General features: G+C 67.6%; 24 protein-coding genes. 15 read left to right on the plus strand and 9 right to left on the minus strand.

The features are described from left to right. The first annotated feature begins 65 nt into the window (after positions 1 to 65). Positions 66 to 2123: a phenylacetic acid degradation bifunctional protein PaaZ gene (paaZ, locus tag AC1M0F_RS15370; protein ID WP_480239135.1), complete on the plus strand. Its 2058-nt coding sequence runs from the start codon at positions 66 to 68 to the stop codon at positions 2121 to 2123. Positions 2124 to 2151: 28 nt separating this feature from the next. Then, on the plus strand, positions 2152 to 2535 hold the full coding sequence (locus AC1M0F_RS15375) for a DUF1801 domain-containing protein (RefSeq protein ID WP_480239136.1): 384 nt from the start codon (positions 2152 to 2154) through the stop codon (positions 2533 to 2535). Positions 2536 to 2598: 63 nt separating this feature from the next. Here AC1M0F_RS15375 and AC1M0F_RS15380 read toward each other — a convergent pair whose 3' ends face one another. Further along, complete coding sequence (locus tag AC1M0F_RS15380; RefSeq protein ID WP_480239137.1) at positions 2599 to 3231, minus strand: TetR/AcrR family transcriptional regulator; 633 nt, start codon at positions 3229 to 3231, stop codon at positions 2599 to 2601. A gap of 115 nt (positions 3232 to 3346) precedes the next feature. On the opposite strand from AC1M0F_RS15380, the gene paaA reads away from it, so the two are divergent. The 12 genes from paaA to AC1M0F_RS15440 all read left to right on the plus strand — a co-directional run bounded on the left by paaA (position 3347) and on the right by AC1M0F_RS15440 (position 13932). Continuing rightward, positions 3347 to 4321 carry a 1,2-phenylacetyl-CoA epoxidase subunit PaaA gene (paaA, locus tag AC1M0F_RS15385; RefSeq protein WP_480239138.1) on the plus strand — a complete coding sequence of 325 codons (975 nt, stop codon included), beginning with the start codon at positions 3347 to 3349 and terminating at the stop codon, positions 4319 to 4321. Then, on the plus strand, positions 4318 to 4626 hold the full coding sequence (gene paaB, locus AC1M0F_RS15390; protein ID WP_480239139.1) for a 1,2-phenylacetyl-CoA epoxidase subunit PaaB: 309 nt from the start codon (positions 4318 to 4320) through the stop codon (positions 4624 to 4626). Before paaA ends, paaB begins: the two co-directional genes overlap by 4 nt. Then, positions 4623 to 5441 carry a 1,2-phenylacetyl-CoA epoxidase subunit PaaC gene (paaC, locus tag AC1M0F_RS15395; protein ID WP_480239140.1) on the plus strand — a complete coding sequence of 273 codons (819 nt, stop codon included), beginning with the start codon at positions 4623 to 4625 and terminating at the stop codon, positions 5439 to 5441. The genes paaB and paaC overlap by 4 nt, the downstream gene beginning before the upstream one ends. Further along, on the plus strand, positions 5435 to 5941 hold the full coding sequence (gene paaD, locus AC1M0F_RS15400; RefSeq protein WP_480239141.1) for a 1,2-phenylacetyl-CoA epoxidase subunit PaaD: 507 nt from the start codon (positions 5435 to 5437) through the stop codon (positions 5939 to 5941). The genes paaC and paaD overlap by 7 nt, the downstream gene beginning before the upstream one ends. 2 nt (positions 5942 to 5943) lie before the next feature. Then, complete coding sequence (paaE, locus tag AC1M0F_RS15405) at positions 5944 to 7059, plus strand: 1,2-phenylacetyl-CoA epoxidase subunit PaaE (RefSeq protein ID WP_480239142.1); 1116 nt, start codon at positions 5944 to 5946, stop codon at positions 7057 to 7059. Between the two features lie 35 nt (positions 7060 to 7094). Continuing rightward, complete coding sequence (locus tag AC1M0F_RS15410; RefSeq protein WP_480239143.1) at positions 7095 to 7865, plus strand: enoyl-CoA hydratase/isomerase family protein; 771 nt, start codon at positions 7095 to 7097, stop codon at positions 7863 to 7865. Between the two features lie 94 nt (positions 7866 to 7959). Further along, positions 7960 to 9039, plus strand: a complete 1080-nt coding sequence (locus AC1M0F_RS15415; RefSeq protein WP_480239144.1) for a LolA family protein — start codon at positions 7960 to 7962, stop codon at positions 9037 to 9039. A 29-nt stretch (positions 9040 to 9068) separates the two neighbouring features. Continuing rightward, positions 9069 to 10037: an ABC transporter ATP-binding protein gene (locus tag AC1M0F_RS15420; protein ID WP_480239145.1), complete on the plus strand. Its 969-nt coding sequence runs from the start codon at positions 9069 to 9071 to the stop codon at positions 10035 to 10037. After that, positions 10024 to 10878 carry an ABC transporter permease gene (locus AC1M0F_RS15425; RefSeq protein WP_480239146.1) on the plus strand — a complete coding sequence of 285 codons (855 nt, stop codon included), beginning with the start codon at positions 10024 to 10026 and terminating at the stop codon, positions 10876 to 10878. Before AC1M0F_RS15420 ends, AC1M0F_RS15425 begins: the two co-directional genes overlap by 14 nt. A 146-nt stretch (positions 10879 to 11024) precedes the next feature. Continuing rightward, positions 11025 to 12020, plus strand: coding sequence for a putative F420-0 ABC transporter substrate-binding protein (locus AC1M0F_RS15430; RefSeq protein WP_480239147.1), 996 nt, complete (start codon positions 11025 to 11027; stop codon positions 12018 to 12020). Next, on the plus strand, positions 12017 to 13102 hold the full coding sequence (locus AC1M0F_RS15435; protein WP_480239148.1) for a putative F420-0 ABC transporter permease subunit: 1086 nt from the start codon (positions 12017 to 12019) through the stop codon (positions 13100 to 13102). Before AC1M0F_RS15430 ends, AC1M0F_RS15435 begins: the two co-directional genes overlap by 4 nt. After that, positions 13099 to 13932 (plus strand): ABC transporter ATP-binding protein, encoded by an 834-nt coding sequence (locus AC1M0F_RS15440; RefSeq protein WP_480239149.1) that lies wholly within the window; start codon positions 13099 to 13101, stop codon positions 13930 to 13932. Before AC1M0F_RS15435 ends, AC1M0F_RS15440 begins: the two co-directional genes overlap by 4 nt. Before the next feature lie 19 nt (positions 13933 to 13951). On the opposite strand, the gene AC1M0F_RS15445 is transcribed toward AC1M0F_RS15440, so the two are convergent. After that, positions 13952 to 14749: a coenzyme F420-0:L-glutamate ligase gene (locus AC1M0F_RS15445; protein WP_480239150.1), complete on the minus strand. Its 798-nt coding sequence runs from the start codon at positions 14747 to 14749 to the stop codon at positions 13952 to 13954. A 3-nt stretch (positions 14750 to 14752) separates the two neighbouring features. Further along, a complete protein-coding gene (locus tag AC1M0F_RS15450; RefSeq protein WP_480239151.1) occupies positions 14753 to 15754 on the minus strand; it encodes a TIGR03557 family F420-dependent LLM class oxidoreductase in 1002 nt (333 codons plus the stop codon). Between the two features lie 74 nt (positions 15755 to 15828). Between AC1M0F_RS15450 and AC1M0F_RS15455 the strand changes: the two genes are divergently transcribed. After that, positions 15829 to 16668, plus strand: coding sequence for an exodeoxyribonuclease III (locus tag AC1M0F_RS15455; RefSeq protein ID WP_480239152.1), 840 nt, complete (start codon positions 15829 to 15831; stop codon positions 16666 to 16668). On the opposite strand, the gene AC1M0F_RS15460 is transcribed toward AC1M0F_RS15455, so the two are convergent. From AC1M0F_RS15460 to AC1M0F_RS15485, 6 genes are read right to left on the minus strand one after another with little or no spacing between them, the layout of a single operon-like run. Then, positions 16665 to 18680 (minus strand): hypothetical protein, encoded by a 2016-nt coding sequence (locus AC1M0F_RS15460; RefSeq protein WP_480239153.1) that lies wholly within the window; start codon positions 18678 to 18680, stop codon positions 16665 to 16667. The genes AC1M0F_RS15455 and AC1M0F_RS15460 overlap by 4 nt on opposite strands. A 38-nt stretch (positions 18681 to 18718) precedes the next feature. After that, entirely contained in the window at positions 18719 to 19789 is a 1071-nt protein-coding gene (locus AC1M0F_RS15465) for a glycoside hydrolase family 130 protein (protein WP_480239154.1), read from the minus strand. 2 nt (positions 19790 to 19791) lie between these two features. Continuing rightward, on the minus strand, positions 19792 to 20655 hold the full coding sequence (locus tag AC1M0F_RS15470) for a carbohydrate ABC transporter permease (protein WP_480239155.1): 864 nt from the start codon (positions 20653 to 20655) through the stop codon (positions 19792 to 19794). After that, the gene (locus AC1M0F_RS15475) at positions 20655 to 21620 is read right to left on the minus strand and encodes a carbohydrate ABC transporter permease (protein WP_480239156.1); all 966 of its coding nucleotides are present in this window, start codon (positions 21618 to 21620) and stop codon (positions 20655 to 20657) included. The genes AC1M0F_RS15470 and AC1M0F_RS15475 overlap by 1 nt, the downstream gene beginning before the upstream one ends. 3 nt (positions 21621 to 21623) lie before the next feature. After that, positions 21624 to 22913, minus strand: coding sequence for an extracellular solute-binding protein (locus AC1M0F_RS15480; RefSeq protein WP_480239157.1), 1290 nt, complete (start codon positions 22911 to 22913; stop codon positions 21624 to 21626). A gap of 10 nt (positions 22914 to 22923) precedes the next feature. Then, positions 22924 to 23973, minus strand: a complete 1050-nt coding sequence (locus tag AC1M0F_RS15485; protein WP_480239158.1) for a LacI family DNA-binding transcriptional regulator — start codon at positions 23971 to 23973, stop codon at positions 22924 to 22926. Between the last annotated feature and the right edge of the window lie 228 nt (positions 23974 to 24201).

Raw genomic sequence — 24201 nt, forward strand, 5'->3', positions numbered from 1 at the left:
GGTGCATGCGGCCCTCGACCCCTGCAAACCCAGCAACTCGCGACATCCCCATCACCGGAGGCACCATGAGCACCATCCTGCCCAGCTACATCAACGGAGAGTGGTGGACCCCGGCATCCGGAGTCGACGGCACCGTCATTCGGGACGCGTCCACCGGGGAAGAGGTCGCCAGGGTCAGCACGGAGGGTCTCGACCTCGCGGCGGCCCTCGACTACGCGAGGACCGCCGGGCAGGCATCCCTCGGCGCCCTGACCTTCCATCAGCGCGCGGTGCTGCTCAAGCAGATGGCGCAGCTGCTCACCGAGCGCAAGGCCGAACTGTACGAGATCTCCTCGCGCACCGGCGCGACGAAGGCCGACTCGTGGGTCGACATCGACGGCGGGATCGGCGTGCTCTTCACCTATTCGTCGAAGGGACGCAGGGAACTGCCGAACACCGTCGTCTACCCCGACGGCCCTGTCGAGTCGCTGTCGAAAGACGGGTCGTTCCTCGGTCGGCACATCTACACGAGGCTCCCAGGCGTCGCCGTCCAGATCAACGCGTTCAACTTCGCGGTCTGGGGATCGCTCGAGAAGTTCGCCCCGGCGTTCCTGGCCGGCGTCCCGACCGTTGTGAAGCCGGCCACTCCGACCGGTTACCTCACCGAGGCGTTCGTGCGCATCCTCGTCGAGTCCGGGCTGCTTCCAGACGGATCGCTCTCCCTCGTCTCCGGCAGCGTCCCCGGGCTCTTCGACGCCCTCCGGCTCGGCGACATCGTCGCGTTCACCGGTTCGGCCTCGACGGCTGAGCAGCTGCGATCACACCCGTGCGTGCAGACCGGCGGGGTGCGGTTCAGCTCGGAGACCGACTCGATCAACGCATCGATCCTCGGCCCGGATGCCGGAACCCAGACCCCCGAGTTCGACGCCTTCGTGAAGCAGCTCGTCGCCGAGCTGACGAGTAAAAGCGGCCAGAAGTGCACAGGCATCCGCCGCGCTCTGGTTCCCCATGCCCTCGTCGACCCGCTCGTCGCTGCGGTTCAGGCGCGGATCACCGACCGCGTCGTGCTCGGCGACCCGCGGGCCGATGGCGTGACCATGGGCCCGCTCGCCTCCACGGCGCAGCGCGACGAAGTACTCCGCCAGGTCGGCAGGCTCGTCGACGCCGGCGGACGCATCGTCATCGGATCGACGGATGCCCCTGCGGTCCGGCACGCGGACGGCACGTCGGGCCCGTCCGCAGACGGCGCCTTCGTCGAGCCGCTGCTCCTCCACTTCGCCGACGGGACAGCCGATGCCGTGCACACGGTCGAGGCGTTCGGCCCGGTGTCGAGTGTGATCGGCTACGACACTCTGCCCGACGCGATCAGCCTGGTGGCCCGCGGAGGCGGCTCGCTCGTCACGAGCCTGGCCACCCACGACCCGGCCGTCGCGATCGAGGTGATGACGGGCATCGCTCCCCTCAACGGGCGCGTGCTGCTGCTCGACCGCGACGACGCCCGCACCTCGACGGGGCACGGCTCCCCCGTCCCTCACCTCGTGCACGGCGGGCCCGGCCGCGCGGGTGGAGGGGAGGAACTCGGCGGCATCCGCGCCGTCCTGCACCATATGCAGCGCACAGCCATCCAGGGCTCTCCAGACATGCTCACCGCGATCACCGGGATCTGGCACCAGGGCGCTTCGGCGAATGCCACGGGAGGGCATCCGTTCCGGAAGAGCCTCGCCGAGCTGCGGATCGGCGACCAGGTGCTGTCGGCCCAGCGGGAGATCACCCTCGACGACATCGGCCACTTCGCCGAGTTCACCGGCGACACCTTCTACGCGCACACCGACGAGGAAGCCGCAGCGGCGAACCCGTTCTTCCCCGGCCGCGTCGCCCACGGCTACCTGCTCGTGTCATGGGCGGCCGGGCTGTTCGTCGACCCTGACCCTGGGCCCGTCCTCGCGAACTACGGGCTGGAGAACCTGCGATTCGTCACGCCGGTGTCGCCTGGTGACAGCATCCGGGTCGCACTCACCGCCAAGCAGATCACGCCGCGGGAGACCGACGAGTACGGCGAGGTGCGCTGGGACGCGGTGATCTCGAACCAGAAGGACGAACTCGTCGCCAGCTACGATGTGCTGACCCTCGTCGCCAAGGAGTAGCGGGGTACCGAAGCCAGGGAGAGCAGACATGAGCCGCCAGGAGACCGACGCGTACCTCGAGGCGAGCGAACAGCCCCTGAAGGATGCACTCGCTGACCTCTGCGCACTCATCCGCACGATCGACCCGCGGATCGAGGAGAGCATCAAGTGGAACGCCCCGAGTTTCGCGATCGCCGACCACTTCGCGACCACGGGGTTCTCACCGGCCGGCGCGCTGCGGCTCGTGCTCCACACCGGCGCTGTGAAGCGGGCGACGCCGCTCGTGGTCGACATCGAGGCTGCCGGTCTGCCGCTCGACTGGAAGGGCACCGACCGCGCGGTGCTCACGTTCGCTTCCGCCAACGAGGTCCACGAGCGCGCCGACGCGCTCAGGTCCGTCCTCACGCAGTGGATCGCGCAGACGCAGGGCTGACACCGTTCGCAGCAACGGCAGGCCGCGGATGCCGTCAGCGCGGCGGCGGCCGGACGGGGCGGGTCAGACTCGCGCGGCAGGCACCCGGAGGCCGTCGAGCGCGACGGCGAGCACGTCGTCGGCGAGTTTCTCGGTCGACTCGGGTCCGCCGGGCCGGTACCACTCGACGATCGAGTTGATCATTCCGAACAGCAGACGGGTGACGATCCGAGGGTCGATGTCGCCGCGCAGCGAGCCCTCGTCGCAGGACTCGACCACGAGCGCGGTCACGGCGCGGTCGAACGCCCGACGCCGCGCGAGGGCATTGCGTTCCACCTCGGTGTTGCCGTGGACCCGCAGCAGCAGTGTCACGAACGGCAGCTTGTCCACGAGCACGACAACCGCGCCCCGCAGGACGACGGCGAGCCGGTCTGCCGCAGGTCCGCTCACCGCGCCCGGCAGCGCCAGGACTCCCTCGAGCGCTGACAGCGCCTCGTCAAGGGCGAGGCGGAGCAGATCGCCCTTCGACGGGAAGTGGTGGTAGATCGCGGACTTGCTCAGCCCCAGCCGCTCGGCGAGCACGCCCATGGATGTGGCGTCGTAGCCGTGCTCGATGAACGCAGCAACGGCGATGTCGAGCACCTGCCTCTGGTCGTAGCCGGGGCGACCGCGCTTCGGCTCACCGAGCGGCACGGCAGGAACTGTTGGTTGTGACATGTTCGTCCAGTCTGGCACGGGCCCTGGGGCCGGGATCCGCCGCCCGCGTTGCCCGTGCGGCGGCGTCCAGTATATACTTACCAAACGATCGTTCAGTAAAGCGAGGGGTTCGACGATGAGCCAAAACCAGCAGGCGGCTTCCGAGGCGGATGTGGACGCCGAGCGCTACTTCACCGACCTCATCGACAACGATTCCCGGATCGAACCCCGCGACTGGATGCCCGCTGCGTACCGTCGCACCCTCATCCGACAGATCTCCCAGCACGCCCACTCCGAGATCATCGGCATGCAGCCTGAGGCGAACTGGATCACGCGCGCGCCCAGCCTCAAGCGCAAGGCAATCCTCATGGCCAAGGTGCAGGACGAAGCCGGCCACGGCCTCTATCTCTACTCGGCAGCTCAGACCCTCGGCATCAGCCGCGACGAGATGGCCGAGCAGCTCATCGCAGGCAAGGCCCGCTATTCGTCCATCTTCAACTACCCGGCCCTGAGCTGGGCGGACATGGGTGCCATCGGCTGGCTCGTCGACGGTGCGGCGATCTGCAACCAGGTGCCGCTCTGCCGCGCATCGTACGGACCGTACGGCCGTGCCATGGTGCGCATCTGCAAGGAGGAATCCTTCCACCAGCGGCAGGGCTTCGAGATCCTGCTCGAACTGGCGAAGGGCACACCTGCACAACACGAGATGGCGCAGGATGCGGTGAACCGCTGGTACTGGCCCAGCCTGATGATGTTCGGTCCTCCGGACGACGAGTCCCCCAACTCGGCACAGTCGATGGCGTGGAAGATCAAACGGTTCTCCAACGACGACCTACGGCAGCGGTTCGTCGACATGATCGTGCCCCAGGCGGAGGTGCTCGGCCTCGATCTCCCCGACCCGGCGCTGGCCTGGAACGACGAGCGCGGGCACTACGACATCGGTGAGATCGACTGGGAGGAGTTCCACGAGGTCCTCGCCGGTCGCGGGCCGTGCAACACCCAGCGGATGCAGCGCAGACGTCAGGCCCACGAGGACGGACGCTGGGTCCGTGAGGCCGCGGCCGCCTACGCCGAGAAGCATGCGGCGGCATCCCTGAAAGAGGCGTCATGACCACACCAGGCGAGCGCGACACCACAGACACCTGGCCGCTCTGGGAGGTCTTCGTGCGCCCGAGCCGCGGTCTCTCGCACGTCCACGTCGGCTCGCTGCACGCTCCCGATGAGACCCTCGCCGTGCGCAACGCCCGCGACCTGTACACGAGGCGAGGTGAAGGCGTGTCGATCTGGGTGGTCAGGGCAGCAGACATCACCACGAGCGATCCGGATGCCAAGGGCGCGTTCTTCGAGTCCCCCGCGGGCAAGAATTACCGGCACGCGTCGTATTACACGAAGTCAGAGGGCGTGAAACACCTGTGACAGAACACCCGCACGGACACGTCGATGTGACCGAGGTGACGCTGGGCGAGGAACTCGTCGAGCGGGCCACTGTCGCGTCGCCGGCCGTCGCCGAATATGCGACCTGGCTCGGTGACGACTCCCTCATCCTCGCCCAGCAGCTCGGCTGGTGGATCTCCCGAGCCCCCGAACTCGAGGAGGACGTCGCGCTCGGTAACATCGCGCTGGACCTGCTCGGCCAGGCGCGATCGTTCCTCCACTACGCCGGCACGGCATCCGGCAGGACCGAGGACGATCTCGCCTACTTCCGCGACGAGACCGAATTCCGGTCCGTGCACCTCGTCGAGCAGCCGAACGGCGACTTCGCCCACACGATCGTCCGCCAGGCGATCATGAGCGTCTACCTGTTCGAGCTGTACGACCGCCTGGCCGGATCCACCGACCAGACGCTGGCCGCCGTCGCCGGCAAGGCCGTGAAAGAGGTCGACTACCACCGCGACCACGCGTCACAGTGGATCCTGCGCCTCGCCCTCGGCACAGACGAGTCCAGGCGCCGGCTTCTCCTGGCGCTCTCCGACCTGTGGCCGTACGCTGACGAGCTGTTCCGCGACGAGCCGCTGCACGACGAACTCGACGGTATCGCCGTCCGACCCACACTCCTCCGCCCGGCGTTCGACCGGGTTCTCGCCGGCCTGTTCGCCGAAGCCGAGCTCGAGGTCCCGACTCCTCCTCCAGCCGCGGGCGGCGGGAGACACGGGCGACACTCCGAGCACCTCGGCTACCTGCTCACCGAGATGCAGGTGCTGGCTCGCAGGCACCCTGGGGCGTCATGGTGACCGCGACCAGGCAGCGCAGCCGCGCGGAGGCGTGGGCGACGGCCGCAACGGTCGTCGATCCGGAGATCCCCGTGCTGAGCATCGAAGACCTCGGCGTGCTCCGCGATGTGCGGGTCGACGGCGGGAGCGTCGAGGTCGTCCTCACCCCGACCTACTCAGGGTGTCCGGCGATCGACGCGATGCGCGACGACGTCGTACTCGCGCTGACCGAAGCCGGATGGGACAGGGTGACGGTCAGGCTGGCGTTGTCCCCCGCGTGGACCACCGACTGGATGACGGACGCAGGCAAGGAGAAGCTCCGCCGCTACGGCATCGCGGCCCCGAACGGCCGCGCTCCGGCGCGGGACTCCGGACCTGTGCGGCTGACGTTGTCGGTGAAATGCCCACGCTGCGGGTCGCTGAAGACACAGGAACTCGCCCGTTTCGGCTCGACGTCGTGCAAGGCCCTCTACGAGTGCGCCGACTGCCTCGAACCGTTCGACTACTTCAAGGTCCTCTGACCGTGGCCGCGAGAAACCTCGGCGCCACGAAGCACCGGGCGAGGTTCCACACGCTGGAGGTGTCTGGCATCCGCCCACTCACCGCAGACAGCGTCGAGGTGACCTTCGCGGTCCCGCCCGAACTGCACGGGTCGTACGACTATGTGCCCGGTCAGCACGTCGCGCTCCGGGCGACGATCGACGGGCACGAACTGCGACGCAGTTACTCGATCTGCCGACCGCCGACCACGGGGTCGATCAGCGTCGCGATCAAACGCGACCTCGGCGGTGCGTTCTCCGGTTGGGCGAACGACACCCTCAAGCCAGGCGACCGCATCGACGTGATGAGCCCGCAGGGCACCTTCACCGTCCCCATCGACGACCTCGCCGGCGAGCATCTCGTCGGAATCGCCGCCGGGAGCGGCATCACACCCTTGATGTCACTGGCGTCGTCGGTTCTGGCCGCATCGGGTTCGTCCCGGTTCACGCTCGTCTACACGAACCGGACGGCGCTCGATGTGATGTTCCTCGAAGAACTCGCCGACCTCAAGGATCGTTACCCGGCCCGTCTGGCGCTGCACCACGTCCTGTCGCGGGAGCAACGCTCGAGCCCCCTGCTCTCCGGACGGATCGACTCGGACAAGTTCGACCTGATGCTCGGCTCGATCCTGCTGCCGGATACCGTCGACGAATGGTTCCTCTGCGGACCGTTCGATCTCGTCGAACTCTGCCGGAACGCCCTCGAGCGCGCAGGCGTCGAAGCTGCTCGCGTGCATTTCGAGCTGTTCACCACCGGCGATCCCACTCGAGCCCACGGGGATTCCGGACGCCCGGTGATCACGAGGCCTGGCGACGAGACGATCGGCATCGAATTCACGCTCGACGGGCAGACGGCGACCGTCACGACCCCCGTCGGAGCGAACGAGAGCATCCTCAACGCCGCCCTGCGGGTGCGGCCGGACGTCCCATTCGCGTGCGCAGGCGGCGTCTGCGGCACCTGCCGCGCCCGCCTGGTCTCCGGCGACGTGACCATGACCGAGAACTACGCGCTCGAACCGGACGAACTCGAGCGGGGCTACATCCTCACCTGCCAGTCGCATCCGAGAACCCCGACGGTCGTCGTCGACTACGACGTCTGACCTGGCAAGACACCCGGCATCCGAAAGGACACCCCATGATCGACCTCAGCGTCACCGACGACGTCGCCTACGTCACGCTGTCTGCGCCCGATCGTCTGAATGCGCTGGATGCCGACGCTCTCGTCGCCCTCGACGCCGCGTACGCAGACGCGGAGAAGGCGGCCGTGCGCGCGCTCATGCTGCGCGGCGAAGGGCGGGCGTTCTGCGCCGGTCGCGACATCTCCGGCGTCGACCCCGCGACGGACGACGTCTCCGGATACCTCGACGGCCTCGTGACACCGCTGCTCAAACGGATGAGCGCGTTTCCCGCCCCCACCTTCGCGGCGGCTCACGGCGCCTGTCTTGGCGTCGGTCTCGGCCTTCTCATCGCCACGGATGTCGTCTACGTGGCAGACACGGCGAAGATCGGGTCCCCGTTCGCCGCGTTGGGCGCCACCCTCGACTCGGGCGGACACGCGCTCTTCACCGACCGGCTCGGCGCCCACAAGACCCTCGACCTGATCTACACCGGCCGGCTGATGTCGGGGACGGAAGCCGTCGCATCCGGTCTGTTCAGCCGCGTGTTTGCTGCCGACGAGGTGCGCGAGGCGACGGAATCCGCCACCGTCGCGGCATCCGCCGGCGCGACACAGGCGTTCCTGGCCGGCAAGAAACTCGTCGCCGAGCTGCGCGACGAACGACTCGGGCTGTGGGAGTCCATGGCCCACGAGAATGCCGCGCAAACCGCGCTCCGCGACACCGAGGACTACCGGGAGGGCTTCGCCGCTTTCCAGTCCAAACGGAAACCTGACTTCACCGGGCGCTGAGATCACACCACGGGAACGCTGGAGGATCTGGCAACTCCCAGTTCGACGGCGTACCATTCGGGTCACAGTCGTGGTCTGACAAAGGATGTGGATCGTGTCGCGAAAATCGCTCAACTGGCTTCCGGCGCTCGTCGCGCCCGCCGTGATCGCGGTCGCCGTCATCGCCGTACCGATGCAGGCCGGAGCATCGGTCGACCTGCCGGACAAATCGGCGGACGAGGTACTGGTCCTGATCGCCGAGAGCACTGAGGACTCATTCTCCGGAACTGTCGAGAAGACCGCAGACCTCGGGCTCCCGTCGATCCCCGAAGGCATGGATGCCGTCGCACCCGGAGGCGGGGACGCCGGAGCGGTCTCCGACCTGTTCGAGTTGCTGAGCGACACGCAGGAGGCACGCGTCTTCGTCGACGGACCGGCGAACCTGCGCGTGCAGACCAACGACTCGCTCGCTGAACGCAGCGCCATCACGAACGGCACGGACGCCTGGTACTACGACTCCGAGACGAACGTCGCCACCCATGTGGCCATCCCTGCGGATGCCGCGGAGATGTTCGGCGAGCAGGTCGACGCCACCTCCGCCCCGGCCACTCCTGCAGAGGTCGCCGACCGCATCATCGACAAGCTCGGCCCGAGCACGGACTTCGCTGTCGGAACCGACTCCACCGTCGCCGGGCGGACGGTGTACGAACTGATCCTGACCCCGAAGGCATCGGGCACCCTCGCCGAATCCGTGTCGATCTCGGTCGACTCGGAGACCGGGCTCCCCCTCCAGGTGACTGTCGCCGCCGTCGGCCAGGACGACCCGGCGTTCGAGGTCGGATTCACCGCGATCGACCTCGCCGAGCCCGCTGCGAGCCTGTTCGAGTTCACCCCTGGCGACGTCACCGTCGAGGAGAAGCCGTTCCCCTCCGCGCCTGAAGCCGGCACGCACGACACCCGCACTCCGGTCGGCGAACCGGTCGTCACCGGCACCGGCTGGGATGCGATCGTGGAGGTTTCTGCGGCATCCGTCCCTGCCGACCTCGCGGCCAACCCCCTGTTCGCTCAACTCACGACGGACGTGGATGGTGGCCGCGCATTCTCGACGGCGCTCCTCACCGTGCTCTTCACCGACGATGGCCGAATCCTGGCCGGGTCGGTCCCGGTCGACCGGTTGTTGGCCGCGGCGAGCTGACGGCATCCGGCGATCGTGAACATCATCCTGTGAGCGACGGTAATCCGCCTGCCGACCTCGCCATCGAGACCCGGGCACTGACGAAGAACTTCGGTCGTCAGGTCGCGGTGGATGCCATCGATCTCGCGGTACCGCGCGGTGCGGTTTTCGGCTTCCTCGGCCCGAACGGGTCGGGGAAGACCACGAGCATCCGTCTCCTCCTCGGCCTCGTCCGGGCGACGAGTGGGGAGATCAGCGTTCTCGGCGAGACGATGCCCGACCGGCTGCGCAGCGTCCTTCCGCAGGTCGGCGCGCTCGTCGAGGGCCCGGCGTTCTACCCGTTCCTGTCAGGCGAGGACAACCTCCGCCGCCTGGACAGTGCCGATCGTGGCGCGTCACCGCGGACCAGGCGAGCCCGCGTGGCGTCGGCGCTCGACCGCGTCGGCCTGACGGCTGCGGCCACGAAGAAGGCCGGAGCGTACTCGCTCGGCATGAAGCAGCGGCTCGGGATCGCGAACGCGCTTCTTCGGCCGCGGGAGTTGCTCGTGCTCGACGAACCCACCAACGGGCTCGACCCGCAGGGCACGAGGGAGGTGCGGGCGCTCGTGCGGTCGTTCGCCGCCGAAGGCACCACCGTGTTCGTCTCCAGCCACCTGCTGGCGGAGGTCGAACAGGTCTGCACCCACGCGGCGATCATGAGCGCTGGTGCGCTCGTCGCCCAGGGGTCGCTCGACGATCTCAGGGGCACAGGCGACAGGCAGATCCGGGTGCTGACACCGGATGCCGAAGCCGCGATCTCCGTCCTCGCCCGCTTCGGCCTGGAGACGGATGCCACGGCGCATGCCGGGCCGCACCCCGAGGTCACCGCGATCCTCGCGCACGACTCGATCGACGCCGACCTGATCGTGCCTGCACTGGTGTCGGCCGGCGTGCGCGTTCGCGGCTTCACCGTCGACGAACCGAGCCTCGAGGACCGGTTCGTCGCCCTCACCGGGGAGGGATTCGATGTCCTCCGCTGACACGGTCACCGCGACCCGCCCGACGGCAGGTCTCGGCCTGCTCGGCACCGAACTCTCCGTTCTGTTCCGCAGACGTCGCACGTGGGCGATGCTCGCGGCCGTCGCGCTCATCCCGATCCTGCTCGCCGTCGCGGTGCGGCTCTCCTCCGAGGAACTCGACCCCGGTGACGGCCCTCCTTTTCTGGATCGCGTGACTCAGAACGGCCTGTTCGTGAGCTTCACGGCGATGGTCGTGGCCATTCCCCTGTTCCTTCCGCTGACGATCGGGGTCGTGGCCGGCGACACGATCGCCGGGGAGGCCGGGCATGGAACGCTGCGGTACCTGCTCGTCGCCCCGGCCGGTCGGCTCAGGCTCCTGCTCGTCAAGTTCGCGGGAGCCGCCGCGTTCTGCGCAGCCGCGACCCTCACCCTCGTCCTGGCCGGCACCGTCATCGGTGCGGTCCTCTTCCCGGTCGGGCCGGTCACACTTCTCTCCGGAGACGTCATCGACGTGCCCGAGTCGTTCCTCAGGTCGGTGCTCGTGGCGTCGTACGTCACCGTCTCGCTCCTCGGGTTGTGCGCAATCGGCCTGTTCATCTCGACCCTCACCTCCGTGCCCGTCGGGGCGATGGCCGCCACGGTCGTCGTCGCCGTCGTCGCGCAGATCCTCGACGTGATCCCCCAGCTGTCGTGGTTGCATCCGTGGCTGTTCAGCCACCACTGGCTCGGCTTCGCCGGACTGCTGAGCCAGCCGATCGACTGGACGTCGTTCGGCGACAACGCTCTCCTGCAGGGCGCGTACATCCTCGTGTTCTTCTCGCTCGCCTACGGTCGGTTCGCGTCGAAGGACATCCTGTCGTGAGCGATGTACCTTTCGGAAACGTGACGGGCGTATCGTTGACGTAGACCACCGGTTGGCTTTGACCGGTTGAGCTTGCCCGGACTTGGGTGGCGGGTCGTTTGGCACTTCGTGCTGCACTCCGCCGTTTCCCCGACACCCGAGGTCTCATGACATCCGTCTTCCGTTCCCCGTTCCTTCGCTCAGCCGTCTTCGCCGGTACCGCCGCCGCCCTGCTCGCCGTCACCGGGTGTGCCACGACACCCGCTGCAGCCCCGTCGTCCGCTGCGCCCGAGGCATCCGCCTACCCGCTCACCGTCGACAACTGCGGCACAGAGGTCACCTTCGAGAAGGCCCCGGAGAAGGTCCTGACCATCAAGTCGACCACCACCGAGATGCTCCTGGCGCTCGGGCTCGAGGACCACATCCTCGGCCGGGCGTTCCCTGACGGCCCGATTCCCGCTGACCTCGGCGGCGGGGACATCCCCGTGATCAGCGACAAGGTCCCCGGCCAGGAGGCCGTCCTCGACCTCGAACCCGACCTCGTCTACGCGGGATGGGAGTCGAATTTCTCCGCTGACGGCGCCGGCGACAGGGCCACCCTCGGCGACCTGGGCGTCAACACCTACGTGTCCCCTGCCGCATGCAAGGAAGCGGGTCGGCCGGACACACTCGCCTTCGACGACGTCTTCGACCAGATCACCGAGATGGGTGCCGTCTTCGGCGTCTCGGATGCCGCCGACGAGCTCGTCGCCGACCAGCGCGCCGCGCTCGACGAGCTTCAGCAGGCAGACGACGTGAGTGCGCTCTGGTACTCGAGCGGTTCGGACACTCCGTACGTCGGTGCAGGCAGCGGTGCTCCCCAGATGATTCTGGATGCCGTCGGCATCACCAACATCGCGGCGGGGGTCGACGACTCGTGGACACCGTTCAACTGGGAAGCCGTCGTCGATGCCGACCCGGACGTGATCGTCCTCGTCGTCTCGGACTGGGGCAGCGCCGAGAAGAAGATCGACGTGCTCACCTCCAACCCGGCCACGGCGAAGCTCGACGCCGTCGTTCAGAAGCGGTTCATCACCGTGCCCTTCGCTGCGACGGAGGCCGGCGTGCGGAACGTCGAGGCGGCACAGACCATCGCCGACCAGTTGGAGGCGCTCGGACTGTGACCACGGCGACAGCGGCTGAGACCCCGGCGACCCCGGCATCGCCGGGGCGCCGCGGACTGCGACGCGTGCCGACCAGCCTGCTCGTGGTCGTGCTGTCTGTGCTCGTGCTGCTGTCCATCGTGTTCGCCGTGACGTTCGGCCCCGCAGACATCCGTCCGGCGGAGGTCTGGGGGTCGATCCTCGGCCACCTCGGTCTCGACCCGACCCTGCTCGGCGGCGAGGTCCTCTCGCCGCTCCGCGACGGGATCGTGTGGGAGCTCAGGATGCCCCGTGTCCTCACCGCCGCGGCCGTTGGTGCCGGTCTCGCCCTCGCCGGAACGGTGATGCAGGCGATCACCCGCAACCCGCTCGCCGACCCGTACCTCCTCGGTTTGTCGTCCGGCGCATCCCTCGGCGCCGTCGCCGTCATCCTCCTCGGCCTCGGCGTGCTGCTTCCCGTCGCCGCGTTCGGCGGGGCGATCGTCGCCCTGCTCGGCACGCTTCTCCTCGCCGGAGCGTCAGGAACACTCACTCCCACGCGCACGGTCCTCGCCGGACTCGCCGTCTCGTCGTTCTTCGGCGCGCTCACCAGCCTCGTGATCTTCTGGTCGGCGACGGGCGACACCTACCGTGAGATCCTCAGCTGGCTGCTCGGTTCGCTCAGCGGAGCCCGCTGGCCTGCTGTGGCGATCGCGCTCGGCGCCCTGCTCATCGTCGGGATTCCGCTTCTGCTGACCGGGCGCACCCTCGACGCGTTCGCCTTCGGCGACAACGCGGCATCCGCCCTCGGAGTCAGCGTGAATTCGACCCGCTGGCTGCTGCTCACCGCGACCGCGCTGCTCACCGGGGCCATGGTCGCCGTGTCCGGCTCGATCGGATTCGTCGGGCTCATCCTGCCGCATGCGGTGCGACTCGTCGTCGGGCAACGCAATCGCGTCGTGCTGCCGTTGTCGGTTCTCGCCGGGGCGATCTTCCTGATCTGGATCGACACCGGTGCCAGGACGCTGTTCGACCCGCGCGAACTGCCCGTCGGCATCCTCACCGCCGTCGTCGGCGCACCGGTGTTCGCCCTGCTCCTGCTTCGATCGAGGAGGATCTCGTGACGACGACAGACCACAGCCTCGGCGACGCGGTGAGCCCGGCCCCGGCCGAGACATCCCCTGCGCTCGACGCGCGTCGGCTGTCGTTCTCGCGCGACGGCGTCCTCATCATCGACGGAGTCGACGTTCAGCTGCCCGTCGGCTCGTTCGGCGCCGTCATCGGTCCGAACGGGGCCGGCAAGTCGACCCTGCTCCAGCTCCTTGTCGGCACCCTGCCCCTCGCGTCAGGTGCCGTGCTCTTCGCCGGCGACGACCTGCTGGCGCTTCGCCGCCGCGATCGGGCGCGGATCGTGGCCCTGAGCGAACAGCACGGCGACGGTGACACCGGTCTGCGCGTCACTGATGTCGTCCTCCTCGGCCGCACCCCGCACATCGGCCGCTGGTCGGCTGAGGGACCGGACGACCGCCGGATCGTCGCGGATGCCCTCGCGGCCGTCGGTATGACCGCTTTCTCCGACCGCCCATTCGACACGCTGTCCGGCGGCGAGCGACAGCGGGTGCACCTCGCTCGCGCCCTGGCTCAGGAACCGCGCCTGCTCCTCCTCGACGAACCGACCAACCACCTCGACGTGCGGGCCCAGCTAAGCCTGCTCTCTCTGGTTCGCGCGCAGACCGCTGCGGGGATCACGGCCGTTGCCGCCCTGCACGACCTCAACATCGCCGCCGCGTACGCCGACACGGTGATCGTACTCAGCTCCGGCCGTGTCGTCGCGGCCGGACCCGCGGCATCCGTTCTCACCGGCGACCTGATCAGCGAGGTCTACGGGGTGCGGGCCGACGTCCTCGCCCACCCGCGAACCGGGCGCCCGCTGATCGCCTTCGACACGACCTGAGCGGGTTTCGGGAGGAGAATCAGGGGGTTGATCGACCTGATGTCGACGGACCCTCGTTTCTTCCTCCCGAAACCTCGCGCCCCGCCTCGAACCCGGCTGCATACGCCTCGTCGGTTCCCAGCCGGAACATGTCCTTCTCGGCGCTGCGGACGAGCGCGCGGGCTCCCGGGCCATCGTCCTCTGTGAGCAGGTGAGGCAGCCCGCGAACCACGGCGACCGGGCGCCCTGACGCCTTGCCCTTCACGAGGTCTGCCGCACCGGCGAGCTCGTCGGCGACCGCCGGAAGCGTGACGGTCAGAGGCCGCCCTGACGCATCCGTCTGCCCACGGAGGTCGTCAACGACACGGATGCCCGCCGCTCCGATCGCGATGTCGGTCTGGCCGTCGCGCCACGGGCGGCCGACGGTGTCGCTGATGACGACGCCGACCGAGACTCCGAGTCGAGACCGCAGGCCGGCCCGCAGTGCGCGCGCGGAGGCATCCGGGTCGACGGGGAGCAGCAGCACGGTGCCGTCGGGAGTGTTGCTCGAGTCGACCCCAGCTGCCGCCATCACGAGGCCGAGCCGATTCTCGACGATCCGCGTCACCCCGTTCGGATGCTCGCGGCTCGCCACCACGCGCACGGTCTCGTCGGTGATCGCCTGTTCCCGGTCGGACGCGTCGATGCGCCTGCCCTCCGCCTTCGACACGATCTTGGAGGTGACGAGGAGGATGTCGCCGTCCTGCAGGTCGCCGCCGACGGCATCCACCACGATCGCCGTGAGGTCGTCGCCCGCGTCGATCTCGCCGATGCCGTCAGGAGCCCAGATGCTCAGCACGGCTCAGCGCACCAGGGCGGGCAGCACGTCGCGGCCGAAGGTCTCGATCCACTCACGCTGGTTGCGTCCGACGTTGTGGAGGTAGATGCGGTCGAAGCCGAGGTCGGCGAACCGCTGGATGTGAGCCCTGTGTACGTCGGGATCTGAGGAGACGACCATCCTGCCGTCGAAGTCCTCCGGCCGGACCATCTTCGCCATCTGCTCGAACTCGAACGGTGAACGGATGTCGCCCTTGGGGAACTTCATGCCTCCGTTCGGCCACTCGACGAGGGCGTTGCGCATGGCTTCCTCGTCCGTCGGTGCCCAGGACAGGTGCAACTGCAGCACCTTCGGCATCGTCGACGGGTCGCGGCCCGCCTCACGCGCCCCTTCGCCGAACCGTCCGAAGAGCATCGAGATCTTCTCAAGCGGGGCGCCGACGGTGATCAGTCCGTCGACGTGCTTTCCCGCACGTCTTGCGGTGACCGGCCCAGCAGTGGCCACGAGGATCTCGGGCGCGACCTCGGGCATGGTCCACAACCTGGTGGATTCCAGTTTGAAGAACTGGCCGCTGTGCTTCACGTCGCGGCCGGCGAGAGATGCGGCGAAGAGTTTCTTGATGATGTCGACGGCCTCGAACATGCGGTTGATCCGTTCGGGCGCCTCGGGCCAGTACTGCCCGACGATGTGTTCGTTGAGCGCCTCACCCGAACCGAGCCCGAGCCAGTGCCTGCCCGGGTACATCGCGGCGAGCGTCGCGGATGCCTGGGCGACCATCGCAGGATGCCAGCGAAAGGTCGGCGCGGTGACGCCAGGCCCGAAGTCGCCTGTGGTCCGTTCGCCGAGGGCGGCGAGCACACTCCAGACGAACGACGACTGGCCCTGCTGCGGCACCCACGGCTGGAAGTGGTCTGCCGCCATCACTCCGCTGAAGCCGTGCTGCTCGGCGAAAGCGCTGAGGGCGACGGCCTCCTGCGGCGCGAACTGCTCGAGCATGGCTGCGTAGCCGATCGAAAGTGAACCCATTCCCCCATCTTGGCGCACCTCGGCGTCACCTGACCGTCCTTCTGGCGTCGCCGGTGTCGGATAGCGTGGAGTCCATGCGTATCGCCACCTGGAACGTCAACTCGATCCGAGCCCGTGTGACCCGTACCGTCGATTGGATGGTCCGCGAGGACGTCGACGTGCTCGCCATGCAGGAGATCAAGTGCAAGCCGGAGCAGTTCCCGCTCGAGGCGTTCGAGGAGGCCGGCTACGAGGTGGCCGTCCACGGGCTCAACCAGTGGAACGGCGTCGCCATCGCGAGCCGCCTGCCGATGACGGACGTCGTCACCCAGTTCACCGACATGCCCGGATTCCTCAAGGGCCAGGAAGGGCCTGGGCTCCCGCTCGAGGCCCGCGCTCTCGGCGCCACGGTCAACGGCGTCAGGCTGTGGAGCCTGTACGTGCCCAACGGCCGCTCCCTCGACGACCCTCACTACGTCTACAAGCTCGACTGGCTGACCCGGCTGAAGGCGGATGCCGCGGCCTGGCTGGCCGCGAACCCCGGCGTCCCGTTCGCGCTCATGGGCGATTTCAACGTCGCTCCTTTCGATGCGGACATGGGCGACCCGAGCGTCGTTCCCGGCCTGTCGACCCACGTCTCGCAGCCGGAGCGCGACGCGCTGGCCGCATTCGGCGACATCGGGCTCACCGATGTCGTGCGGCCGATCGTGCCTGACGGATTCACCTACTGGGACTACAAGCAGCTCCGCTTCCCCCGCAACGAGGGCATGCGCATCGACTTCATCCTCGGCTCTCCCGACTTCGCGAGCCTGGTGACGGATGCCTCCATCCACCGCAACGAACGGAAGGGTGAAGCGCCGAGCGACCACGTGCCCGTCCTCGTCGACCTCGATCTCGCGACCGAGGACGACGACGACCGCCCGATGATCTTCTAGGGACTCGTCACCACGGCGAACCCGCCAGACTTGACGGTGACGGTGGCCGTACCGGAGATCGTGTACTTCGCGATGAGCTTGCCGCCGGAGTCGTAGTTCCGCAGTGTGCCCGCTTTTCCGCCGGCGTTCATCGTGACGCGCTGGGGCAGGACGGCGGAGGAGTGCGCCAGCTCGGTGCGACCGGCCTCACCGGTGAAGACGAGCCGCCCGACGACGGGACGCACGATGAGCGCATCGAGCGCGACCGCGCCTGTCAGCGACGTGACCGACACGGCGGACAGCTTCGCCGGAACCGGGATCGGGAGCGGCTGGGGCAGCAGCGCCCCAGGCACGGCGGTGACGCCCTGCGCACCGACGCTGTGCTTGAGCACACCGAGCGGCAGCACACCGCTTCGCCACAGCGATCTGGCCTTTCCGTCCTGCGCGGAGAACACGACAGGCTCGATCAGCCGGGCGCCCGTTGCAGCAGGCAGGCGGAACGTGGCGGTCTCGCCGCGCGTCAGTTCGAGGTATCCGGTGCCGGAGTACTCGGACTCGCCTGTCCACTTCGACTCAGGGACGACGACAGATCCGGTCGTGACCGCCGTCGTCTCGGCTTCGACAACGGTGAGGCCGGAGCGGGAACCCACGGTGTTCACTCCAGTGGCGCGCTTGGCGACATCCGGATTCGCGTCGAGGGCGAGCATGGAGAGCAGGCCATGGATGGTGCTCTCAGCTCCGCTGTTGCGGTTGATGTCACCGTTCGCCTCGACACCGTCGTAGGTCACTCCGGTGTCCGGGTTGTAGATCGCCTCACCGGAGGCGTTGGTTCCGAAGTACCAGCTCCCGACCAGGGCTGCCAGTTCCCTCAGGCCGGGGAGTGTCGCCGCCGTGGCCACACCGAGCAGTGACTGGAGCCGCGAGTCCACGCCGTAGGCGATCTGACTCTCGTTGATGGGCGTCGGGAGCCACGCGTTGTCCGGCCCGCCTGCCGTCAGCAGGATGGGATCGAAGACGGCCGAATCGGCGATGGCCGGGGTCAGCAGCTTGGGCTGGCGGAGGGTGGTGGATGCTGCGGCGAGCGCAGCAGGCATCTGCGTGCCCCACGCGTGCCAGTTCGTTCGCGATTCAGCCCAGGGCAGGATCGCACCGTACGGCCAGGTCTTCGCGTTCCCGGCCCCCATCTTCGAGATGCCTTCGGCGAGCTTCGCGAGGGTGTCGCGTGCCGCGGCATCCTCAGGGGCCGCCGTCGAGTACGCGGCGAGGCCGAGGACCGCTTCAGCACTGGCATCCGCACCGTTGGTGATCAGCCACGAGGGGAGCTTGACACCGTCGACGACGTGGTAGGTGCCGTAGGTGTCGAGCACCTGGCGCTGGACGGCTGCGACGCTGAGCTTCATCCGCTCCTGCAGGAACGAGGCGAAGTCGGCGTCGACGTCGCGGAATGCGGCATAGCCTTCGCCGAGCGCCCACAGGGTCCTCGCGACCCAATAGCTCTCGGCGGAGTCGGACGGGTCAGGGAGTTCGACCGGCTCGGCACTCGGGTTCAGGGTTCCGTCATCCTGCATCCAGAGCACGACGTTGCCGGCGTTCGGACCGGTCGCGGTCTGGAGGTAGGCGACGGAGCGGAGGAGTTCGTACGCCTTCTCTTTCGACGTTCCGTCTCCGAACTGCTTCCAGTGCCTGAGGTACACGACCGCCGTCCTGGTGACGTCGTCGGCGTTGTACGCGCCCTGTCCCCAGTGGCCGGTCGCGGGATCGAGCGCCCCTCCACCGACCCGCTGGAACGTTCCGCCTTCCCTGGCGTCGGCATAGGTCCACGGCATCACCAGGTCCGGCTCTTCAGCCAGGCGGTACGTCGTGTGTTCTGCCGTGGACGCCGGGGCGACCTCGTCGAGGAGGAAGTCGAGGTGGGCGAGGTTGGTCAGTGGCGCAGGGGCGGCGACAGCCGGGGCAGCAAGCCCGAGGGTTCCGAGCGCGAGGACGGCAGCGGTCAGCCCCCCGACGATCCGGTGGCGTGTTCCTGTCAGCATCAGGCCATTCCTCTCACTCGCGTCCCTGCGAGTGCAGGTCAGCTTACGCTTTCAAGCTGGGCGGCGCCGATTTTCGAGTCAGCCATCCCGTAGAACACGAAGTGCTTACCGTCGATCTCTTCGATCGCCGTGGGGAACACGACGTTCGGGACGATCCCGCTCTTCTCGTCTTCGGTCTCGGCCGCGAGGAGGGGTTCCTGGGTGCGGGCGAGAACCTTCCACGGTTCGGTCGCATCGAGGATCATGCCGCCGGCCGCGTAGTTGACGTTCTGCTGCTGGTCGAACGCGCGGGCGAGCACACCGGTCACTCCGTGGTGCAGGAGCAGCCAGCCTTCCGGCACGCGGAGCGGTGCAGGGCCACCGCCGACCTTGACCTCTTCGAAGGCGAACTCCGGCCCGGCAAGGAAGCGGTGGCCGCGCCAGAAGGTGAGCGAACGGATGTCGCGGGCGACGTCATCGACGTGGACGAAGCTGATCCACATGCTCTGCCTCGTGTCTTCGATCCCGGCGGGGACGCGGATGCCCTGACCGGGCTTGACCTCGTCCAGGTCCCACATCGGGCGGTGCAAAACGGCGTAGCTCTTCACCCCGTCTGGCCCGGTGACGGGTTCGGGGAAGAAGACCGTGTCCTTGTTGTGGAACAGGTTCAGGTCCATGTCCAGGGCGTCGTCGTATTCGAACAGGACCGGCCCGAGCCTGGTCCACTCCCTGAGATCCGGTGAGGTGGCGAGCGCGCTGCGCGGGCCGAGCGGGCCGTACGCCACGTAGGTCATGACGTGCAGGCCGAGGTCGGCGATCCAGGTGATGCGCGGATCCTCCACTCCGGCGTTTCCGACGCCTCGCTCCCAGCCGCGGTCCGGGGCGAGCACGACGCCCTCCCGTTCGACCGAAACCGGGATGCCGTCTTCGACGACGACCTTCGCCAGGCCGACGCGGGAGATGTTGCCCGTCTCAACCATCCGGGGCAGCAGGTAGAGCTCTCCGTCCGGGCCGCGGCCCGAGCCGGGGTTGAGCACACCTTCGGCCTCGAGCTCGTTGCCGGGCTCCGGCGTCATGACGACGCCGACCCGGGTGAGCTTGTAAGGGAAGGGGGAGGTGGAGACTGACATTGTTAACCTTTCACGCCGGACCCGATGTCCGTGGAGATGAAGAACCGCTGGCCGAGGATGAACAGCACGACGACCGGAGCGGCGAGCACGACAGCGCCGGCCAGCATCGCGCCGAACGGGTTGGCCGTCGACGACGCGATCGTCGAGATGTAGTTGGCGAGGGAGACCGCCAGGGGCTGGAGGCTCGCCTCCTTGGTGATGAGGAACGGCCAGAGGAACTCGTTCCACGGGCCGATGAAGGTGAGGAGCACGACGGTGACCAGAGCAGGCTTCACGAGGGGAATCGCCACCTGCAAAAGGAGCCGAACCTCGCCGGCCCCGTCGATCCGGGCAGCATCGAACAGTTCCTTCGGCACCTGCAGGAAGTACTGCCTGAAGATGATGACCGCCGTGGAGTTGATGAGGAACGGCAGAATCATTCCGAGATGGGTGTCTCCCAGTCCGTAGTCCCGCGCGATCAGCACGTAGAGCGGGACCATGAGCAGCTGGAACGGGACGACCTGCACGAGGAGCGCCAGGGCGAACGTCGTTCCCCGGCCCTTCCACTGCAGCACGGCGAGGGAATAGCCCGCCAGCATCCCGAACACGACCGTGCCCAGCACGACGGCGCCGGCGAAAATTCCCGAGTTGAGCAGACCCGAGAACAGGTTGATCCGCTCGTTGATCGCGACGTAATTCTCCCCGGTGATGTTTGCGGGGTTCGGGAAGACCCCGGCGAGTGACGTGTCGGGGTTTGTCTGCAGCGACCCGATCAGCATGTAGTAGAACGGGAAGAGGAACACCAACGCTCCGAGGGCAAGAACGACGCTACGGAGCGCCGACTGACCCTTGGTGAGCTGGCCGGGGACCCGGTGTTGTCTGGCCATCACTGGTCCTTTCCGCCGGCGAACCGGTTCTGCAGTAGGGCGAGGACGAGCACGACGATGACGAGGATGACGCCGATTGCCGCGGCGAAGCCGGGCTTCCCCTGCTGGAGACCTTGCTGATAGATGATGAGGACCGGAGATGTGGACGCTCCGTTCGGGCCGCCGCCGCCGGTCAGGAGGTACGGCTCGGTGAAGAGGTTGGCACCGGTGACCGTTGCGAGCAGGAGAACCAGCACGGTGGCAGGTCGCACCCCGGGCACGGTGACGGAGAAGAAGGATCGAATCGCGCCGGCGCCATCAGTTGACGCCGATTCGTAGAGCTCGTTCGGCACGTTCTGCAGCGCGGCGAGGTACAGCAGGATGAAGAGTCCGAGTTGCTTCCACGTGACGAAGAGAGCGATGGTCGGCATCGCGAGGTCCGGGTTGATCAGCCAGGAGGGATCTGGTGCCAGCGGCCCGAGAACCGTGTTCACGAGTCCGCCGCCGCTGAAAAGGAACATCCACACGGCCACGACAGCGACACTGGCAGTGACGTAGGGAACGTAGTAGCTCACCCGGTAGAAGGTGCGGAGATGCACGACCTTGTTGAGGGCAGTGGCGAGCACCAGCGACAGAACCACCGTCAGTGGCACGTTGATGATCAGGAAGACCCCGACGTTTCGGAAGGACTGAAGCACGGACGGATCTGTCAGCGCGGCGACGTAGTTGTCCAGGCCGACGAACGGCCGGTCGACGACGGCGCCAGGGGCTGAGAAGAAGTAGTCGTGCAGCGACATGTAGATCGCGAAGATCAGTGGCCACGCGAAGATCAGCACGATGAAGACCAGGTACGGCGCGCTCAGCAGCCACCCGAGCGGGTGCTTGCCGAGCACGCGTTGCGTGACGGGCCGCCGGCGCCGCCCCGCGCCCGCCGTTCCGCGGGGGGTGGTGGCCCCCGCGGAACGGTCCAGCGTTTCGGATGACATCGTCTATCCCTGTGACGCCAGTTCGGTGACCTTGTCGGCCGCGCCCTTCAGCGCTTCCTCGAGGTCGCCTTCGCCGGCGATGACGGCCTTGGTGTATGCGTCGCGGATGACCTGCAGCATCTCAACGGTGTTGCTGCCGCCCGGCACCTCGATCGTGCGGGAGGCCTGGTCGCCGAACGTCGTGTAGGCCGGGTTGGCCTCGAAGTAGTCGGCGTAGACCTCAGGCAGGTCCTGGCGCAGTGGCATCTGGCCGGTCAGCTCGAGGAGCTGTCCGTCCTGCTCCTCGCTCGTGGAGAACTTCAGTACGTCCCAGGCGGTTGCCTGGTTCTTGCAGGCCGAGTACAGACCGACGTTCTTGGCGTCGCTGAACGTGTAAGTCTCCTCCGGCGCGATGCCGTCCTTGGTCGGAACAGGCACTGAACCCCAGTTCAGATCCTTGTACACCGAGACGGCCCACGGGCCGACGATGGCCATGGAGGCGTATCCGTCGGCGAACGCGTCACCCTGGTGCTGCTCCTTGCCTGCAAGCCCGCCGTCGTAGAGCGACTTCCAGAAGGTGGCGGCTTCGAGGCCCTCTTCGCCGGCGAATGTCGCCTTGCCGTCCTCGACGATGCCGGTTCCGCCGCTTTCAGCTGCGTAGGTCGGCACGAAGTCGAACAGCGTCTGGAAGAACTCGCTTGTCGGAGCCGGGTTGATGGCGAACGGAGACACACCGGCGTCGACGAGCGTCTTCGATGTGGCCAGGAACTCGTCGTAGGTGGCGAGCTTCGGGTTCTCCGGGTCGAGCCCGGCTGCCGCGAACAGGTCCTTGTTGTAGAAGATCATGACGGGGTTCGACTTCCACGGCATCTGGAAGTAGCCGCCGTCAGGCGACTTGTACTGCTCGGCGGAGTCACCGCTGCGCTCTTCGATGTACTCGGCGCCGTCTTCGAACGACTCGAGGTCGACGAGACCGCCCTGCTTCTGGAACTGGCCGACTGCAGCCGGTGCGGTGTTGTAGATGAGGCAGGGTGCTGTGCCTGCGGTGATGGACGCTCCGATGACTTCCTCGCTCGACTTTCCGGCGGGGATTTCCTGGCCCTTGATCTGCTCGTCCGGGTTTTCCGCATTCCAGGCTTCGATCATGGCTTTGGCCCATTTGACCTCGAACTCGTTGTTCGAGTACCAGACGGTGATGTCGCCGCGGGAGGTCAGGGCGTCGGTCTTGGCCGCGCCTCCTCCTGAGCACGCGGTGAGCGCCAGTAGTGCGACGGCCGCTGCGGCGGTCGCGGTGACGAGAGTGCGTCGATGCACGGTTTTCTCCTTAACTGTGTGCGGCAACGGTGCCGCGTTCTGATGGTGGGGGGCTGGTGGAAGCGCGCACGAGGAGTGCGGCCGGTGGGAGCTCGACACTCTCGGCTTCGCCTGAGGCGATGAGTTCGAGGAGAGTACGGGCTGCGACCCTGCCCCACTCGACAGGGTCGCTCGTGATCGTGGTGAGGGCCGGGAAGACGTAACCCGAGATGTCCGTGCCGTCGAACCCGGTGATGGACAGGTCGTCTGGGACGCGGAGGCCACGCTGCTGGGCGACGCCGAGTCCCGCGATGGCCATCGGGTCGTTGGCGAAGACGATCCCGGTCGGAGGGTTCGCCTCGTCGAGGAGCCGCCTCGTGGCATCCGCCCCTTCCGAGGCGGAGAAGTCGGTCTCGATGACGAGCGAGGAGTCGAGTCCTGCCTCGCGCATGGCCTCGTCGAACGAGCTTCTGCGACGTCCTCCGTGCATCATGTGGGGGTCGCCTGCCACGTGGCCGATGCGGGTGTGTCCGAGCGAGACGAGGTGCTCGACAGCGGCGGCGATCCCGTGGGTGTCGTCCACCTCCACCGAGGGGATCGAGACACCGGGTCCCGGCCGGCCGAGGGCGACGGCGGGGAGTCCGAGTTCTGTCAGCAGAGCGAACCGCTCGTCGTTCTTGCGGAGGTCGGTGAGGAAGACGCCGTCGACACGGTTGTCGCCGGCGAGGGTGCGATAGCTCCGCAGTTCGGCGTCCGCGTCAGGGACGACGCTGAGGACGAGTGCTCGTCCCTCATCGGCCAGGACGGATTCGACTCCGGCGATGAAGGCCGGGAAGAAGGGGTCGGCGCTGATCACTTCGGCTTTGCGGCGGATGACGAGGCCGAGTGCGAAGGAGGTGCTCGTGGACAGTGACCGGGCACTCAGGCTCGGACGCCAGCCGAGGTCGCCTGCCACCTGAAGGATGCGTTTCCGTGTTTCAGGCGAAACACCCGGCTTGTCGTTGAGGGCGAAGGAGACGAGGCCCTTGCTCACTCCGGCCGTGCGCGCGACATCCGTGATGGTCGGCTTGCGAGCAGCCATGTCGCCTCCGCACTGAGGTAAAGGTGGACCGAAGCGGTCTTAACCGGTTTAGGTCAAAACTATACCGGTTTAGTCGAGGGGTCAAGGAAATTGTCTGATTCCTCACTCCTCCACCGCCGACCGGGTTCCGGAAACTATCCACAACCAGCCCTTTTGCCTCGGTATCTGTCGGCTGAATGTCGGTGGTGGCCGGGAGAATTGACGCATGGAAGAGCTCCACGACCCGCC

This window comes from Mycetocola sp. Y719 (genome assembly GCF_056713205.1).